This window comes from Mangrovicoccus algicola (assembly GCF_014903745.1).
Lineage (GTDB): Bacteria > Pseudomonadota > Alphaproteobacteria > Rhodobacterales > Rhodobacteraceae > Mangrovicoccus > Mangrovicoccus algicola.
Map to the genome: position 1 here is coordinate 13,971 of NZ_JACVXA010000030.1, position 15,189 is coordinate 29,159.

The 15,189-nt window shown below is 68.7% G+C and carries 16 protein-coding genes; 11 read left to right on the plus strand and 5 right to left on the minus strand.

Annotated elements, in window-relative coordinates; genetic code table 11:
* Nucleotide 1: 1 nt before the first annotated feature.
* From ICN82_RS10790 to ICN82_RS10815, 6 genes are all read left to right on the plus strand, one after another.
* On the plus strand, nt 2-337 hold the full coding sequence (locus ICN82_RS10790; protein WP_193182563.1) for a tRNA-binding protein: 336 nt from the start codon (nt 2-4) through the stop codon (nt 335-337).
* Nucleotides 337-1,302: a 2-hydroxyacid dehydrogenase gene (locus ICN82_RS10795; RefSeq protein ID WP_193182565.1), complete on the plus strand. Its 966-nt coding sequence runs from the start codon at nt 337-339 to the stop codon at nt 1,300-1,302. The genes ICN82_RS10790 and ICN82_RS10795 overlap by 1 nt, the downstream gene beginning before the upstream one ends.
* An 88-nt stretch (nt 1,303-1,390) precedes the next feature.
* Nucleotides 1,391-2,680, plus strand: a complete 1,290-nt coding sequence (locus ICN82_RS10800) for a DUF3422 family protein (protein ID WP_193182567.1) — start codon at nt 1,391-1,393, stop codon at nt 2,678-2,680.
* A 185-nt stretch (nt 2,681-2,865) separates the two neighbouring features.
* Nucleotides 2,866-3,486, plus strand: coding sequence for a VPLPA-CTERM sorting domain-containing protein (locus tag ICN82_RS10805; RefSeq protein ID WP_193182569.1), 621 nt, complete (start codon nt 2,866-2,868; stop codon nt 3,484-3,486).
* 98 nt (nt 3,487-3,584) lie between these two features.
* Nucleotides 3,585-4,748 (plus strand): M20 aminoacylase family protein, encoded by a 1,164-nt coding sequence (locus tag ICN82_RS10810; RefSeq protein ID WP_193182571.1) that lies wholly within the window; start codon nt 3,585-3,587, stop codon nt 4,746-4,748.
* 55 nt (nt 4,749-4,803) lie between these two features.
* Nucleotides 4,804-5,244 (plus strand): hypothetical protein, encoded by a 441-nt coding sequence (locus ICN82_RS10815; protein WP_193182573.1) that lies wholly within the window; start codon nt 4,804-4,806, stop codon nt 5,242-5,244.
* 15 nt (nt 5,245-5,259) lie between these two features.
* Here ICN82_RS10815 and moaA read toward each other — a convergent pair whose 3' ends face one another.
* Both moaA and mgrA read right to left on the minus strand, forming a co-directional pair.
* Nucleotides 5,260-6,261 (minus strand): GTP 3',8-cyclase MoaA, encoded by a 1,002-nt coding sequence (gene moaA, locus ICN82_RS10820; protein ID WP_193182575.1) that lies wholly within the window; start codon nt 6,259-6,261, stop codon nt 5,260-5,262.
* Nucleotides 6,262-6,314: 53 nt separating this feature from the next.
* Entirely contained in the window at nt 6,315-7,343 is a 1,029-nt protein-coding gene (mgrA, locus tag ICN82_RS10825) for an L-glyceraldehyde 3-phosphate reductase (RefSeq protein WP_193182577.1), read from the minus strand.
* A 146-nt stretch (nt 7,344-7,489) separates the two neighbouring features.
* On the opposite strand from mgrA, the gene ICN82_RS10830 reads away from it, so the two are divergent.
* Nucleotides 7,490-8,248, plus strand: a complete 759-nt coding sequence (locus ICN82_RS10830; protein ID WP_193182580.1) for a cell wall hydrolase — start codon at nt 7,490-7,492, stop codon at nt 8,246-8,248.
* Here ICN82_RS10830 and ICN82_RS10835 read toward each other — a convergent pair.
* Entirely contained in the window at nt 8,212-9,099 is an 888-nt protein-coding gene (locus tag ICN82_RS10835; protein WP_193182582.1) for a helix-turn-helix domain-containing protein, read from the minus strand. The two genes, ICN82_RS10830 and ICN82_RS10835, sit on opposite strands and share 37 nt — an antisense overlap.
* 104 nt (nt 9,100-9,203) lie before the next feature.
* Between ICN82_RS10835 and ICN82_RS10840 the strand changes: the two genes are divergently transcribed.
* Together ICN82_RS10840 and ettA are read left to right on the plus strand one after the other, a co-directional pair.
* On the plus strand, nt 9,204-9,407 hold the full coding sequence (locus ICN82_RS10840) for a DUF2061 domain-containing protein (RefSeq protein WP_193182584.1): 204 nt from the start codon (nt 9,204-9,206) through the stop codon (nt 9,405-9,407).
* A gap of 88 nt (nt 9,408-9,495) precedes the next feature.
* Nucleotides 9,496-11,151 (plus strand): energy-dependent translational throttle protein EttA, encoded by a 1,656-nt coding sequence (ettA, locus tag ICN82_RS10845; RefSeq protein ID WP_193182586.1) that lies wholly within the window; start codon nt 9,496-9,498, stop codon nt 11,149-11,151.
* 116 nt (nt 11,152-11,267) lie between these two features.
* Here the strand turns inward: ettA and ICN82_RS10850 are convergent, their stop codons facing one another.
* Nucleotides 11,268-11,474, minus strand: coding sequence for a cold-shock protein (locus tag ICN82_RS10850; RefSeq protein ID WP_193182588.1), 207 nt, complete (start codon nt 11,472-11,474; stop codon nt 11,268-11,270).
* Nucleotides 11,475-11,675: 201 nt separating this feature from the next.
* Nucleotides 11,676-13,871 (minus strand): excinuclease ABC subunit UvrB, encoded by a 2,196-nt coding sequence (uvrB, locus tag ICN82_RS10855; protein ID WP_193182590.1) that lies wholly within the window; start codon nt 13,869-13,871, stop codon nt 11,676-11,678.
* 62 nt (nt 13,872-13,933) lie between these two features.
* Between uvrB and ICN82_RS21625 the strand changes: the two genes are divergently transcribed.
* Together ICN82_RS21625 and ICN82_RS10860 are read left to right on the plus strand one after the other, a co-directional pair.
* Nucleotides 13,934-14,173, plus strand: a complete 240-nt coding sequence (locus ICN82_RS21625; protein ID WP_330998989.1) for an FMN-binding negative transcriptional regulator — start codon at nt 13,934-13,936, stop codon at nt 14,171-14,173.
* Nucleotides 14,170-15,189, plus strand: a 1,020-nt coding sequence (locus ICN82_RS10860) for an NAD(P)H-dependent flavin oxidoreductase (protein ID WP_193182592.1), incomplete at its 3' end; no start/stop codon positions are given. The genes ICN82_RS21625 and ICN82_RS10860, both read left to right, overlap by 4 nt.

A 15,189-nucleotide genomic window follows, 5' to 3' on the forward strand; every position in this document is an offset into this window, starting at 1 on the left:
GATGGAGGCCAGTTTCGACGATTTCCTGAAACTCGACATCCGCGTCGGCCGCATCACCCGCGCCGAGCCCTTTCCCGAGGCACGCAAGCCCGCCTACCGGCTGTGGGTCGATTTCGGCCCCGAGATCGGCGAAAGGCGCAGCTCGGCCCAGATCACGGTGCATTACCGGCTGGAGGACCTGCCCGGACGGCTGGTGATGGGCGTGGTCAATTTCCCGCCGCGCCAGATCGGGCCCGTGCGCTCCGAGGTGCTGGTGCTGGGCGTGCCCGATGCGAATGGCGATGTTGTTCTGATGAGCCCGGACAAGGACGTGCCGCCGGGCGGGAGGATGTTCTGATGACGAAAATCTACGTGACGCGGCCGCTGCCCGAGGCGGTCGAGGCGCGGCTGAAGGGGATGGGGGACTGCACCTTCCGCCCCTCCACCGCGCCGTTGGACGGGGATGAACTGCGCGCCAGCCTGCGCGATCACGACCTGGTGCTGCCGACGCTGCGCGACATGTACTCGGCCGAGGTCTTCGCCGATGTGCCCTCCCCGCGGGCGCGGCTCTTGGCCAATTTCGGCGTGGGCTACAACCATATCGACGTGGCCGCGGCCACGGCGGCCGGGGTGGCGGTGTCCAACACGCCGGGCGCCGTCACCGATGCCACCGCCGATATCGGCCTGACGCTGATGCTGATGAGCTGCCGCCGCGCCGCCGAGGGCGAAAGGCTGGTGCGCGCGGGCGACTGGGAAGGCTGGCACCCGGTGCAGATGCTGGGGCTGCACATGACCGGCAAGACCCTGGGGGTCATCGGCATGGGCCGGATCGGCAAGGCGGTGGCGCGCCGCGCCGCACTGGGATTCGGCATGAAGGTCGTGTTCCACAACCGCTCCCGCGTGGCGGATCCGGGGGTGGAGGCGGTGCAGCTCGACACGCTGCACGAGGTCATGGCGGCGGCCGATGTGGTCATCGTCTGCGTGCCGGGCGGCCCGGCGACGCGCCACCTGGTCGATGCGGCGGCCATCGCCGCGATGCAGCCCCATGCGCATCTGGTCAATATCGCCCGCGGCGACATCGTGGATGAGTCCGCGCTGATCGCGGCACTGGAGGCCGGCCGGATCGGCGGCGCGGGGCTGGATGTCTACGAGGACGAACCGGCGGTGCCCGAGGGGCTGCGCGCGCTGCCCAATGTCACGCTCCTGCCGCATCTGGGCACCGCCACGCTGGAGGTGCGCGAGGCGATGGGCCACATGGCCGCCGACAATCTCGAGGCGGTGCTGAACGGCGCGCCGCCGCCGAATGCCGTGTCGCCGGACTGATCCCGGGCAGGGGGCCCCATCCGTGAGTCGGACTTCCGCTTCGCGGCCGGGGCGCTAGACTTTCCCGCAGGGCGGCGGGAGGGACAGAATGACGAGGCTTGCCGATGATCCGCAGCGCCTGGCGCTTTCGGCCGAGCTTCATGCGCGGCCCTTCCCGGTCATCGCCGTTCCGGCCCGGGCCGCGCTGCTGGCGATGCGCCATCCCGGCGACGGGACGCATGAGCGCGCCGCGGGGCGCGCGCATCTGGAACGCCTGCTGGACCGGTTCGGCGTGCAGAACCGCCCGCTGCCCGGCGCCACGCATTTCAGCGGTCCGCTGGGGCGGCGCTGGCTGAAATGGGAAAGCCATACCGAATTCGACACATGGATGCTGATCTCGGAAGGCGGCGCGGAGGAGGATGCGCCCTTTTCCGCCGCCCTGCTGAACATGTTCCCCGCCGACTGGCTGGCGGACCTGCCGGGGCAGCGCATCACCTCGGCCCTCATCCGGGTGGAGCGGATGCCCCCGGATCCGCAGCAGGTTTCGCCGCTGCTGGAAAGCTGGTTCCAGGGCGAGAGCCTGGCCGTGTCGCAGGTGCTGGACGGCGATGCGGTGGCGGCCAGCGACTTCCGGCTGGATGACGGGGATCACGCGCGCATCGCGGTCTTCGTCGCGCCGGGCTGCGGGCCGCATCGCACGGGGCGGGTGGTCCAGCGCCTGGCCGAGATCGAGACCTATTCCAAGATGTCGCTGCTGGGGCTGATGCTGGCGCGGGAGACCGGGCCGGAACTGAGCCGGATCGAGGCCGAGATGACCCGCCTGACCGCGGCCATGGCCGATGACGACGCCCCTGCGGAGGCGACGCTGCAGCGGCTCTTGTCGCTGGCCTCGGCGCTGGAGGCGCTGTCGACGCGGTCCTCCTTCCGCTACGGGGCGACCGGCGCCTATGCCGAAATCGTCCGCCAGCGCATCGGGGTGCTGCGCGAGACCCGGTTCCTGGGGCGTCAGACGGTCGGCGAATTCATGACGCGCCGCTGGGAACCGGCGATGCGCACCGCCGCCGCGGCCGAGCGGCGGCTGCTGCAGATGACCGAACGCGGCGGGCGGGCCTCCAACCTCTTGCGCACGCGGGTCGATGTCGAACGCTCGGCGCAGAACCAGCGGCTTCTGGAAAGCATGGACCGCCGCGCCGACCTGCAGCTGCGCCTGCAGGAGACGGTGGAGGGGCTGTCGGTCGTCGCCATCAGCTATTACGCGGTCAGCCTGTGCCTGTATCTCCTGGCGCCTCTGGCCGGGGCGGGCCTGGTCGCGAAACCCTGGCTGGCGACGCTGGTCACGCCGGTCGTGGTGGCCGTTGTCTGGGCCATGGTGCGCCGGATCCGCCGCCGGATGCACTGACCGGGCAGGGGGGCTATCCCTTTGGATAAGCATGTTTCGATTCAGGCTATCGGGCCCTGCGGCCGCTTGTGGTAACGCACCGGCAACTATAATTCCGGCTCATGCGATGACAGCGCCGCGACCGCGACGGCCGGGCCCCGAGGGCACCGGCACCGCCGAACCGGGACGAGTGAGGGATTGAACGAATGAAAGACATGCTGAAGACCCTGTTCCTTGCTGCGGGCCTGTCCTGCCTGGCGGGCGGCACCTTCGCGGCCACGGTCAGCGAGGCCGATTACGGCGGCGACTACTCCAACGACTGGCAGAACGTGACCACCGTGACCGCCACCGGGTCCAGCACCGTCACCGGCACCTGGAGCTACCAGAACGACTACGACTACCTGGCGCTGACCGGCCTGGCCGCCGGGGCGCAGACCATCACGCTGACCTTCTCCTCGATCGGCGATGACGCGGCGGCCTACAGCTATTCCGCGGGCGGCGATGTCTATTACAAGACCACCCCCTACCAGTGGAGCGGCTGGGAAGGGACCAAGCTGGGCACGGTCGGGCTGGACTACTACAATCCCCAGGACGATACGCTGACGCTTGTTCTGGATGATGATTTCGCCGGGTCGCTCTATCTGGGGCTCTACGGCACCTATGGCCGGCTGAACTACAACATCACCGGTCTGAACTGGGCGTCCGCCGATCCGGCCTCCGGCACGACCAGCCCCGCGCCGGTGCCGGTGCCCTTCAGCGCCGTCATGCTGCTGGGCGGCCTGGGCGCGCTGGGTCTGGCGGCCCGCCGCCGCAAGACCGCGGCCTGATCTCCGCGTCTCCGGGGCGGCACCGCGCCGCAGCCGGAGGTCCTGTGGCTTTCCGCGGGTTTCCGCCTATGATGGCGGAAACCTCCTGCGGAGCCCCCATGCCGATCAAGAACCGTTTCGCCGAGCTTCTGCCCGAAATCACCGCCTGGCGGCGCGACCTGCACCGGCATCCCGAAATCCTGTTCGACACGCATCGCACCGCCGGCCTCGTGGCCGCGCGGCTGCGTGATTTCGGCTGCGACGAGGTGGTCGAAGGGATCGGCCGGACCGGGGTGGTGGGGCTGATCCATGGACGCCGGACCCTGTCGGGGCGCACGATCGGGCTGCGGGCGGACATGGATGCGCTGCCGATCCGCGAGGCGACCGGGCTGGACTATGCCTCCGCCACCGAGGGCGCGATGCATGCCTGCGGCCATGACGGCCATACCGCGATGCTGCTCGGCGCGGCGCGCTACCTGGCCGAGACCCGCAATTTCGACGGCACCGTCGCGGTGATCTTCCAGCCTGCGGAGGAAGGCGGCGGCGGCGGCAGGGAGATGATCGAGGACGGCATGCTGGACCGGTTCGGCATCGCCGAGGTCTATGGCATGCATAACTGGCCGGGCATCCCGCTGGGCCGGTTCGCGATCCGTCCCGGCCCCTTCTTCGCCGCCACCGACCAGTTCCGCCTGGTGCTGCGCGGGCGGGGCGGGCATGCCGCCAAGCCGCATGAGACCTGCGATCCGACCGTGATGGGCGCCCAGGCGGTGATGGCGCTGCAATCGGTGGTCAGCCGCAACTGCGACCCGGTCGAGCAGATGGTCATCTCCGTCACCAGTTTCGAGACCGCCAGCACCGCCTATAACGTCATCCCGCCCCATGTCACGCTGAAGGGCACGGTGCGCACGCTGGAGGAGGGCAATCGCGACCTGGCCGAGCGGCGCATCGGCGAGATCGCCCGGGGCATCGCCGCGACCTTCGGCGGGCAGGCCGATCTGGACTACTGGCGGGGCTATCCGGTGATGGCGAATGCGGCGGAGGAAACCGTCCATGCCGCCGAGGTCGCGACCGCGGTTGCAGGGGACTGCGCCGAGGCCCCCCTGATCATGGGGGGCGAGGATTTCGCCTATCTGCTGCAGGAACGCCCCGGCGCCTATATCCTGCTGGGCAATGGCGACAGCGCCCCGGTCCATCATCCCGAATACGATTTCAACGACGAGGCGATCCCCGCGGGCTGTTCCTGGTGGGTCGGCATCGCCGAGGCGCGCCTGCCGCTCGGCTAGGCGGCGGGGCGGCCCGTCCGCCCGATGATTTTCCAGGAAGACCCAGAGGATAGACATGACGACCAGGATTTCCGCCACGCTCCTTCTCGCCGCGGGGCTGCTTGCAGGCTGCGCCCCGCCGCCCGAGGCCGACCGCCAGGTGCCGGTCAGCGATGCCTTCGCCATGGCGGAAGCCGGATGGACACGAGGTCCCGGCGGGATCGAGATCCGCTATGCCGCCTTCCCCGGCGCCGAGGACAAGGTCGTGGTCTGCGGCGCCTATGCGACCTCCGGCGCGCAGGGGACCGAGCATCTGCGGACCGTCGTGCGCGATTCGGGGATCGCGATGAACGGCGTGCCCATCATCGAGAACCTGACCTTCTTCAACAAGGTGGCGCGGCCGGACGATCTTGACGGCGCGATGGCCAATTGCCGGGTGACCGCGGCCGACTATCCCGAGGGCGTGCGGATCTTCCAGATCTATCGCGGCAATGAGTACAAGCGTTACCGGATGTAGCCCCGGCCTGTCGCGTCACCCGCCGGTATGGCTCATGTGGCGCGACATCTGCCCGTCGGCACGCTGGCGGGAATAGTCGAAATCATGGCCCTTGGGCTTGCGCGAGATGGCGGCGCGGATCGCCTCCTCGACCGCTGCATCGCCCTCGGAGGCGCGCAGCGGATGGCGCAGGTCGGCATTGTCCTCCTGGCCCAGGCACATGAACAATTCGCCCGTGCAGGTCAGCCGCACGCGGTTGCAGCTTTCGCAGAAATTGTGGCTCAGCGGCGTGATGAACCCGATCTTCTGCCCGGTTTCCTCAAGCCGCACATACCGCGCGGGGCCGCCCGTGCGCTCGGGCAGATCGGTGACGGCGTAGCGCGCGGCAAGGCGCGCGCGCAGGTCGCTCAGCGCCCAGTACTGGTCCAGCCGGTTCTCGTTGCCCAGATCGCCCATCGGCATGACCTCGATCCAGGTCAGGTCGATGTCGCGGGCCGCGCACCATTCGGTCAGGCTGAACAGCTCGTCCTCGTTGAACCCCTTCAGCGCGACGGCATTGATCTTGATCCTCAGCCCGGCGGCCTGCGCCGCGTCGATGCCCTTGAGCACCTGCGGCAGGCGGCCCCAGCGGGTGACGCGGGCGAATTTCTCCTCGTCGAGCGTGTCGAGCGAGACATTGACCCGCCGCACCCCGACCGCGGCCAGATCGGCGGCAAAGCGGCCCAGCTGCGAGCCGTTGGTGGTCAGCGTCAGTTCCTTCAGCGCGCCGGAGTCCAGATGCCGACCCATCGCGGCAAAGAAGGTCATGATCCCGCGACGCACCAGGGGCTCGCCGCCGGTGATGCGCAGCTTTTCCACGCCCATGCGGATGAAGGCCGAGCAGAGCCGGTCCAGCTCCTCCAGAGTCAGGAGTTCCTTCTTGGGCAGGAAGGTCATGTTTTCCGCCATGCAATAGACACAGCGGAAATCGCAGCGATCCGTCACCGAGACGCGCAGATAGCTGATCGGGCGGGCGAAGGGATCGATGAGCGGAGCCATCTCCCGTACCTAGGCGCTTGCTCTGCCGTCGGCAAGGGGCGCCCGCCCGGCCGCTACACGCCCTCGGAAGAGGAGGCCCACAGGGTTTCGTCCTGCGCGGGCTTCAGCGCGTCGATGGCGGCCAGTTCCTCGGCGGTGAAGGCGGTATTCTCCAGCGCGCCGCAGCTGTCGATCACCTGTTCGGGACGCGATGAGCCGATCAGGGCCGAGGTGATCCCGTCGCGCAGCACCCAGGCGATGGCCATCTGCGCCAGGCTCTGGCCGCGGGCCTTGGCGATCTCGTTCAGCCCGCGGATGCGGTCGCCGAGGTCCGGGGTGATCTTCTCGCGCGCGAGGAACCCGTCCTGCGAGGCGCGGCTGCCTGCCGGGATGCCCTTGAGATATTTCAGCGTGAGCATGCCCTGCGCCAGCGGCGAGAAGGCGATGGAGCCGATCCCCAGATCCTCCAGCGTCGCGGTCAGCCCGTCGCGTTCCACCCAGCGGTTGAGGATGTTGTAGGCGGGCTGGTGGATCACCAGCGGCGTGCCCAGCTGCGCGAGGATCGCGGCCGCCTCGCGGCTGCGGCGGGAATTGTAGGAGGAGATCCCGACATAGAGCGCGCGGCCCGAGCGCACGATATGATCGAGCGCTCCCATGGTCTCCTCCAGCGGCGTGTCCGGATCGAAGCGGTGGCTGTAGAAGATGTCGACGTAATCGACGCCCAGCCGTTTCAGCGACTGGTCGCAGGAGGCGATCAGATGCTTGCGGCTGCCCCATTCGCCATAGGGGCCGGGCCACATGTCATAGCCGGCCTTGCTGCTGATGATCAGCTCGTCGCGATGCCGGGCGAAATCGCGCCGCAGCATCTCGCCGAAGGCGGACTCGGCGCTGCCCGGGGGCGGGCCGTAATTGTTGGCCAGGTCGAAATGGGTGATGCCGTGATCGAAGGCCGTCCTGCAGATCGCCGCCTGGCTGTCCGGGCTGCGGTTCCGGCCGAAATTGTGCCAGAGCCCCAGGCTGATCCGCGGCAGCCGCAGGCCGGACCGGCCGCAGCGGCGGTACTCCATCCTCTGGTAACGGTCGCTTGCCGGTACGTAGGTCATCGCGGGCACCTCCCTTTGCCGCCGTCTCTAGGGCCAAAGCATCACCAAGCGGCAAACGGGGGCAAGAAATTTCCGCCCGCGGGTCCACCTTTCGTTAGTCCCGGCGCGGCTAGATGGGATCATCCAGAACGGATGGCGGAGTCGTCATGTCTTCCTTGCTGCCGCGGGCCGCTGCCGCCCTCGCCCTCGCATTTGTCCTGCTTGTCCTTGCGCCGGTGCCGCCCGCCGCGGCGCAGAGCCTGTTTCAGGGGGCGCTGCGGGCCGCGCCGGGGGCGGGCCGGGATGCCTGGGATGTCACCGGCGGCGGGCCGCTTCTTTCCGGGGCCGCCGCGGCGATCCTGCAGGCGCGGGCGCTGCCCCTGACGGATACGGAGGGACTGGCCCGGCGGCGGCATTCCGGTGGCTGGCCCGGCAGGGCCGGAGGCTTCGGCAGCCCCGTTTGGCAACCGCCCCCGGCGCGGCTCCTGCGCGCGGAGGCCGAGCGGCTGGCCCGGACCCCGCCGCGGGATTTTTCGGCAGAGACCGATCTTCTCTGCACCGCTGTCTCGGTTTATCATGAGGCGCGCAACCAGCCGCCGGAGGGCCAGCGGGCGGTTGCCGGAGTGATCCTGAACCGTGTCCTGGACCCGTTTCGCTGGGGGATGACCCCCTGTGAAGTGGTGGTGCCGGTGCAGTTCTCCTATCTCAGGCCGGACCGCGGATTCGCGCCGATCCGCGACATGCGGGCCTGGGCGGAGGCGGTGGATTTCGCGGCCCAGGTGCTGGCGGCGGGCCCCGATCCGCGGCTGATGGGGGCGGATCACTACCATGCGACCTATGTCGATCCCGTCTGGAACCGCGACATGGACCTGGTTGAAAGGATTGCCGATCACATCTTCTGGCGGTCGCGTCCGGAGGCGTCCTGATCCGCGATCAGGCCATCGACGAAACCGGGGATGTCGCGGGCATCGACGGAGGCCTCGCGCACCAGCCAGTCGAAATGCTGGGCCATGGCCCGGACCCGCCCCGTCTCGCGAAAGGCCAGGTAGAACCGCCCGACATAGAGCACGGCCAGGCGCGGACCGAAGACCGAGAGCGGCGCCGAAAAGGCCCGCCTGGCATCGAAGAGACACAGCCGCAGCCCCGGGTAGAAGGTCCGGGCGCTGTCGCGGACATGTTCCAGCTGCGCGCGCCGCTCCGGCCAGCCCAGCCCGTCATAATAGCCCGTTCCCGCCGCGAAGGCGCGCAGTTCATGCTCGGGCAGGGCGATCTCGTAATCCGACAGCCCCGCCGCCAGCCAGTCCTGCGCCGCCTGCGCCGTACCTGCGCCGGGCGCGGGGGACCGGCCCTGGAAGGCCGCGTATTCCCAGCGCCGCACGGCATCGGTGCGCAGCAGGTCCGGCAGGGTCGCGGGGACATGGCGGATCTTGTAGCCCTCCGCCTCGCGGTGCCAGCCGAGAACCTGGTCATCGGCGCCCGAGCGCTCCGCCTCGCTCAGCCGCAACGCCGCCTCGATCATCTCGCCGATGGGTTCGGGCCGGTCGGACAGCCCCAGCAGCCAGTCCGCCGAGACCCCCAGCGCCTGCGCGCAATCCGCCGCCAGCGCGGCATTGGGCATGCGCGCGGCGCCCTCGGCCAGGATCTGCCCGATGGTCGAGCGGTCCACCCCGGTCAGCCGGGCGAGATCGCTGCGCGACAGCGCCTTGCGCTGCATGGTCCCGGCCAGCCGGGCCCGGAACTGCGCGGCGCGCTCGCGTTTGTCGGGTTTGCTCACCATTGCAGCGGAAAATCTAGCATGGGTTGGCATTGCGGTGAAAGTCCCGAATTCCCTGCAGGCCGGGGGCGGGACAGGATCGCGCCGACCGATCAAGGAGGCCCATGATGGACACGCCATTGCGTACCCTGGTGAAATCGCTGACCTGGCAGGCCCTGGGCCTGATGTTGATGACGCTGATCGGGGCGGGGGTCACGGGCTCCGTCGCCGAGGGGGGCGGCATCGCGCTGGCCGGGGCGGGGACCGGCCTGGTCGCCTATGCGCTGCATGAACGGCTCTGGGCACGGATCCGCTGGGGGCGCCGCGGCTGATCGCGGCTGCGCGGGGCGCCATCCTGCCCGAGCGCATTGTCCCTGACGCGGCTCTCCGGTACATCGGGGCAAAACCACGGAGGGCCAGATGGCAGCCTATCAATATGTCTACCACATGGATGGTGTCTCCAAGACCTATCCGGGCGGCAAGAAGTGTTTCGAGAACATCCGCCTGAGCTTCCTGCCGGGCGTGAAGATCGGCGTGGTCGGGGTCAACGGCGCCGGCAAGTCCACGCTGATGAAGATCATGGCGGGGGTCGACAAGGACTTCTCGGGCGAGGCCTGGGCGGCGGAGGGGGCCAAGGTCGGCTACCTGCCGCAGGAGCCCAAGCTGGACGAGAGCCTGAGCGTGCGCGACAACGTCATGCTGGGCGTCGCGGCCAAGAAGGCGATCCTCGACCGCTATAACGAATTGGCGATGAACTACTCGGACGAGACCGCCGACGAGATGGCGCAGCTGCAGGACGAGATCGACGCGCAGAACCTGTGGGACCTCGACAGCCAGGTCGACGTCGCGCTCGAGGCGCTGCGCTGTCCGCCGGACGAGGCGATGCCCGAGAACCTCTCGGGCGGCGAACGCCGCCGCGTGGCGCTGTGCAAGCTCTTGCTGGAAGCGCCCGACATGCTCCTGCTCGACGAACCGACCAACCACCTCGACGCGGAAACCATCGCCTGGCTGCAGCAGCACCTGATCGACTACAAGGGCACGATCCTGATCGTCACCCATGACCGGTATTTCCTCGACGACATCACCGGCTGGATCCTGGAACTCGACCGCGGCCGCGGCATCCCCTACGAGGGCAATTACTCGGCCTGGCTGGAGCAGAAGGCCAAGCGGCTGGAGCAGGAAGCCCGCGAGGACAAGTCGCGGTCCAAGACGCTGGAGCGCGAACTGGAATGGATGCGCGCCAGCCCGAAGGCGCGCCAGGCCAAGTCCAAGGCGCGGATCAATTCCTATAACGAACTGGCCAACCAGTCCGAGCGCGAGAAGATGTCGCGTGCCCAGATCATCATCCCCAACGGCCCGCGCCTGGGCTCGAAGGTGATCGAGATCGAGGGGCTGCAGAAGGCCTATGACGACAAGCTCCTGATCGAGGATCTCAGCTTCTCGCTGCCGCCGGGCGGCATCGTCGGCGTGATCGGTCCCAACGGCGCCGGCAAGTCCACGCTGTTCCGGATGCTGACCGGGCAGGAACAGCCCGATGCGGGCACGGTCGAATACGGCGACACGGTCGATCTGAGCTATGTCGACCAGTCGCGCGACGCGCTGGATGCGAACAAGACCGTCTGGGAGGAGATCTCGGAAGGCAACGAGGTGATCAAGCTCGGCGATGCCGAGATGAACTCCCGCGCCTATTGCTCGGCCTTCAACTTCAAGGGCGGCGACCAGCAGAAGAAGGTCGGCCTCTTGTCGGGCGGCGAACGCAACCGCGTGCACATGGCCAAGCTGCTGCGCTCGGGCGGCAACGTGCTTTTGCTCGACGAACCGACCAACGACCTCGATGTCGAGACGCTGCGCGCGCTGGAGGATGCGCTGGTCGATTTCGCCGGCTGCGCCGTGGTGATCTCGCACGACCGTTTCTTCCTCGACCGGATCTGCACGCATATCCTGGCCTTCGAGGGCGAGGCGCATGTGGAATGGTTCGAGGGCAATTTCGAGGATTACGAGGAGGACAAGAAGCGCCGCCTCGGTCCCGATGCGGTCGAGCCCAAGCGCATCAAGTACAAGAAGTTCACCCGCTGAGGCCGCGGGCATCCGGGGGCCGTGGCCCCCGGATGCCGCAGGGCGGATACGAAAAAGCCCCCGGAAACCGGGGGCTTTCCTGTCTCTGCAGAGCGGCGGGTCAAGCCCGCGCAGGCTCAGAGCAGTTCGAGGTTGGTCGCGCTCTGACGGCCGTCGCGGCCCTTCTCGATCTCGAAGGACACTTTCTGGTTGTCGTCCAGGCCGCGCAGGCCCGAGCGCTCGACGGCGCTGATGTGGACGAAGACGTCATTGCCGCCGCCTTCGGGCGCGATGAAGCCGAAACCTTTGGTTGCGTTGAACCACTTCACGGTGCCATTGGCCATTTCCGTGATCTCCTGTCTGTGTCGTTGCCCGCGGGACTGCGGCAACCCGGCAGCGTTGGTCTGGATCGAAGGACTGATCGCCGCGAACGGAAGACAGCAAGTCGAAAAAGATAGAACGTAGCGGGTCCAGCCTAGACGCGATCCGGGTCGTGAATGCAAGATGTTTCGGTGGGCGGGTCCAAAAGGTGATCGTTCCGGCGGCTATCCGCCCTTCTTGCGCCGCTTGACGTTGCCGCCGCGCTGGCCCGGGCGCCCGGCGGAGGACCGCCCCGAGGCGCGCGCCGAGGCTTCCACCGCCTGCTCCACCGCCGATTGCCGCGCCATCGGGTCGTCATGGACGGCCAGGTCGACGGCTTCCAGGCGCTTGACCTCGTCGCGCAGCCGCGCGGCCTCCTCGAATTCCAGGTTCTCGGCGGCCTTGCGCATCTGGTCGCGCAACCCGTCGAGATGCGCGGCCAGGTTTGCCCCCACCAGAGGCTTGTCGACCTTGGCGGTGACCCGGGACATGTCGGTATCGCCCTGGTAGAGCCCCGCCAGCACGTCCTCCACGTTCTTGCGCACCGTCGCGGGGGTGATGCCGTGTTCCTCGTTATAGGCGATCTGCTTTTCCCGGCGGCGGTTGGTCTCGCGCAGCGCGCGCTCCATCGATCCGGTGATCTTGTCGGCATACATGATGACCCGCCCGTCGGCATTGCGCGCCGCGCGGCCGATGGTCTGGATCAGCGAGGTCTCGGAGCGCAGGAAGCCCTCCTTGTCGGCATCGAGGATCGCCACCAGCCCGCATTCGGGGATGTCCAGGCCCTCGCGCAAGAGGTTGATGCCCACCAGCACGTCGAAGGCGCCCAGCCGCAGGTCGCGCAGGATCTCGATCCGCTCGATCGTGTCGATATCCGAATGCATGTAGCGCACGCGGATCCCCTGTTCGTGCAGGTATTCGGTCAGGTCCTCGGCCATGCGTTTCGTCAGCACGGTGGCCAGCGTCCGCATCCCGTTGGCGGCGACCTTGCGGATCTCGTCCAGCAGGTCGTCGACCTGCATTTCCACGGGGCGGATTTCGACCGGCGGGTCCAGAAGGCCGGTGGGGCGGATCACCTGTTCGGTGAAGACGCCGCCGGCCTGCTCCATCTCCCAGGCGGCCGGGGTGGCCGAGACGAAGACCGATTGCGGCCGCATCGCGTCCCATTCCTCGAATTTCAGCGGGCGGTTGTCCATGCAGGAGGGCAGGCGGAACCCGTGTTCGGCCAGGGTGAATTTCCGCCGGTAGTCGCCGCGATACATGCCGCCGATCTGCGGCACGGAGACGTGGGATTCATCGGCGAAGACGATGGCATTGTCGGGGATGAACTCGAACAGGCAGGGCGGTGGCTCGCCCGGCGCGCGGCCCGTGAGATAGCGCGAGTAGTTCTCGATCCCGTTGCAGACGCCGGTCGCCTCCAACATCTCCAGGTCGAAATTGGTCCGCTGTTCCAGCCGCTGCGCCTCCAGCAGCTTGCCCTCGCCGACCAGCTGGTCCAGCCGCTGGCGCAGCTCGGCCTTGATCTTCTGCGCGGCCTGCTGAAGCGTTGGGCGCGGCGTGACGTAGTGGGAATTGGCGTAGATGCGGATCTTGTCGAAGCTCTGCGCCTTCTCGCCGGTCAGCGGATCGAATTCGGTGATCGCCTCCAGTTCCTCGCCGAAGAAGCTGAACCGCCAGGCGCGGTCCTCCAGGTGGGCGGGCCACAGTTCCAGCACGTCGCCGCGCACGCGGAAGCTGCCGCGCTGGAAGGCCTGGTCGTTGCGGCGGTATTGCTGCGCCACCAGGTCGGCCATGACCTTGCGCTGGTCGTATTCCTGCCCGGCGATCAGGTCGACGGTCATCGCCGAATAGGTCTCGACCGAGCCGATGCCGTAGATGCAGGAGACCGAGGCCACGATGATGACGTCGTCGCGCTCCAGAAGCGCCCGGGTCGCCGAGTGGCGCATCCGGTCGATCTGCTCGTTGATCTGCGATTCCTTCTCGATATAGGTGTCCGAGCGCGGCACATAGGCCTCGGGCTGGTAATAGTCGTAATAGCTGACGAAATACTCCACCGCGTTGTCGGGAAAGAACCCCTTGAACTCGCCGTAAAGCTGGGCCGCCAGGGTCTTGTTATGCGCCAGGATGATCGCCGGGCGCTGCGTCTCCTCGATCACCTTGGCCATCGTGTAGGTCTTGCCGGTGCCGGTCGCGCCCAGCAGCACCTGGTTGCGTTCGCCGTCGCGCACGCCCTGGGCCAGTTCGGCGATCGCGGCGGGCTGGTCGCCGGCGGGAGCGAATTCGGTCTGCATCACGAAGCGTCGGCCGCCTTCCAGCTTGGGGCGCGGGGCGGGGGCCGGATCCTGGAGCATCGGAAACTTGTCGGGACGGTTGTTGTGCATGGCGGCGATCCGTCTGGGGCAGGTCGTCCCTATGTCGGTGCGAAACCGGCCGGGGTCAAGTTTTGCCGTGCCGCGGCGGCTGGACCGACCGGCGGCGCGGTTCTGGAAGGCGCGGCGGAGATGCCCTTGTCTCGCCGCGATGGCCTCCTGGCAAGGCCGCGCATCACCGGCAGGTGCCGGGCTGGAACGGCATCGGCGCCCATGCCCGTGGGCGGGTCGCGATCCGCGACGGCGGGTCTCGATTCTCCGGGGGAAACCTCCTAGCCTGCGCATCGCAGATGTCGAAGGAGAGCCCCCGATGAACGCAACTGCCGGGCTGCTGGACCTGTTGGGCACGCGGATCCCGATCGTGCAGGCGCCGATGGCCGGGGTCTCCACCCCGGCGATGGCCGCCGCCGTCTCGGAGGCGGGCGCGCTGGGATCGCTGGGGCTGGGCGCGACGGGGCCCGCCGCGGTCCGCCGGGCCATCGAGGAGGTGCAGGCGCTGACCGCCGCGCCGGTCAATGTCAATTTCTTCTGCCACGCGCCGCCCCGGCGCGATGCCGGGACGGAGGCCGCCTGGATCGCCCGGGCCGCGCCGCTTTTCGAGGGGTTCGCAGCGACGCCGCCCGGGAGGCTGCGCGAGATCTATGACAGTTTCCGCGAAACCGACGCCTTCCTCGACATCCTGCTGGAGCTGCGCCCGCGCGTGGCCAGTTTCCATTTCGGACTGCCGCGGCCGGACCAGATGGCGGCGCTGCGGGCGGCGGGGCTGGTGCTGGTCGCCTCCGTCACCTCGCTGGCCGAGGCGCGCGCGGCCGAGGCGGCGGGCTGTCACGCCCTTGTCGCGCAGGGATGGGAGGCCGGCGGGCATCGCGGCATCTTCGATCCCGACGCCCCGGATGAACGCCTGCCGCTGCGCGATCTGCTCGCTGCGCTGGCGGGCCGGGTCGGGGTGCCGGTGATCGCGGCGGGCGGGATCATGGACGGGGCGGGGGCCGCCGCCGCGCTGCGCCGGGGCGCCGCGGCGGCACAGCTGGGCACCGCCTTCGCCTCCTGTCCCGAAAGCGCGGCGGATGCGGCCTATCGCGACCGGCTGGCGGCGGGCGGGGAGACGGTGATGACGGCGGCGATCTCGGGCCGCCCGGCGCGCTGCCTGTCCAACGACTTCACCCGCTGGGCGCAGGATGCGCCCCCGGCCGCGATCCCGGCCTATCCCTGCGCCTATGACCTGGGAAAGGCGCTGAATGCGGCCGCGGCGGCGCGCGGCGTCACCGGCTTCGGCGCGCAATGGGCCGGCACCGGCGCGGGGTGCGGCCCGGCGGTTCCGGCGGCGGAG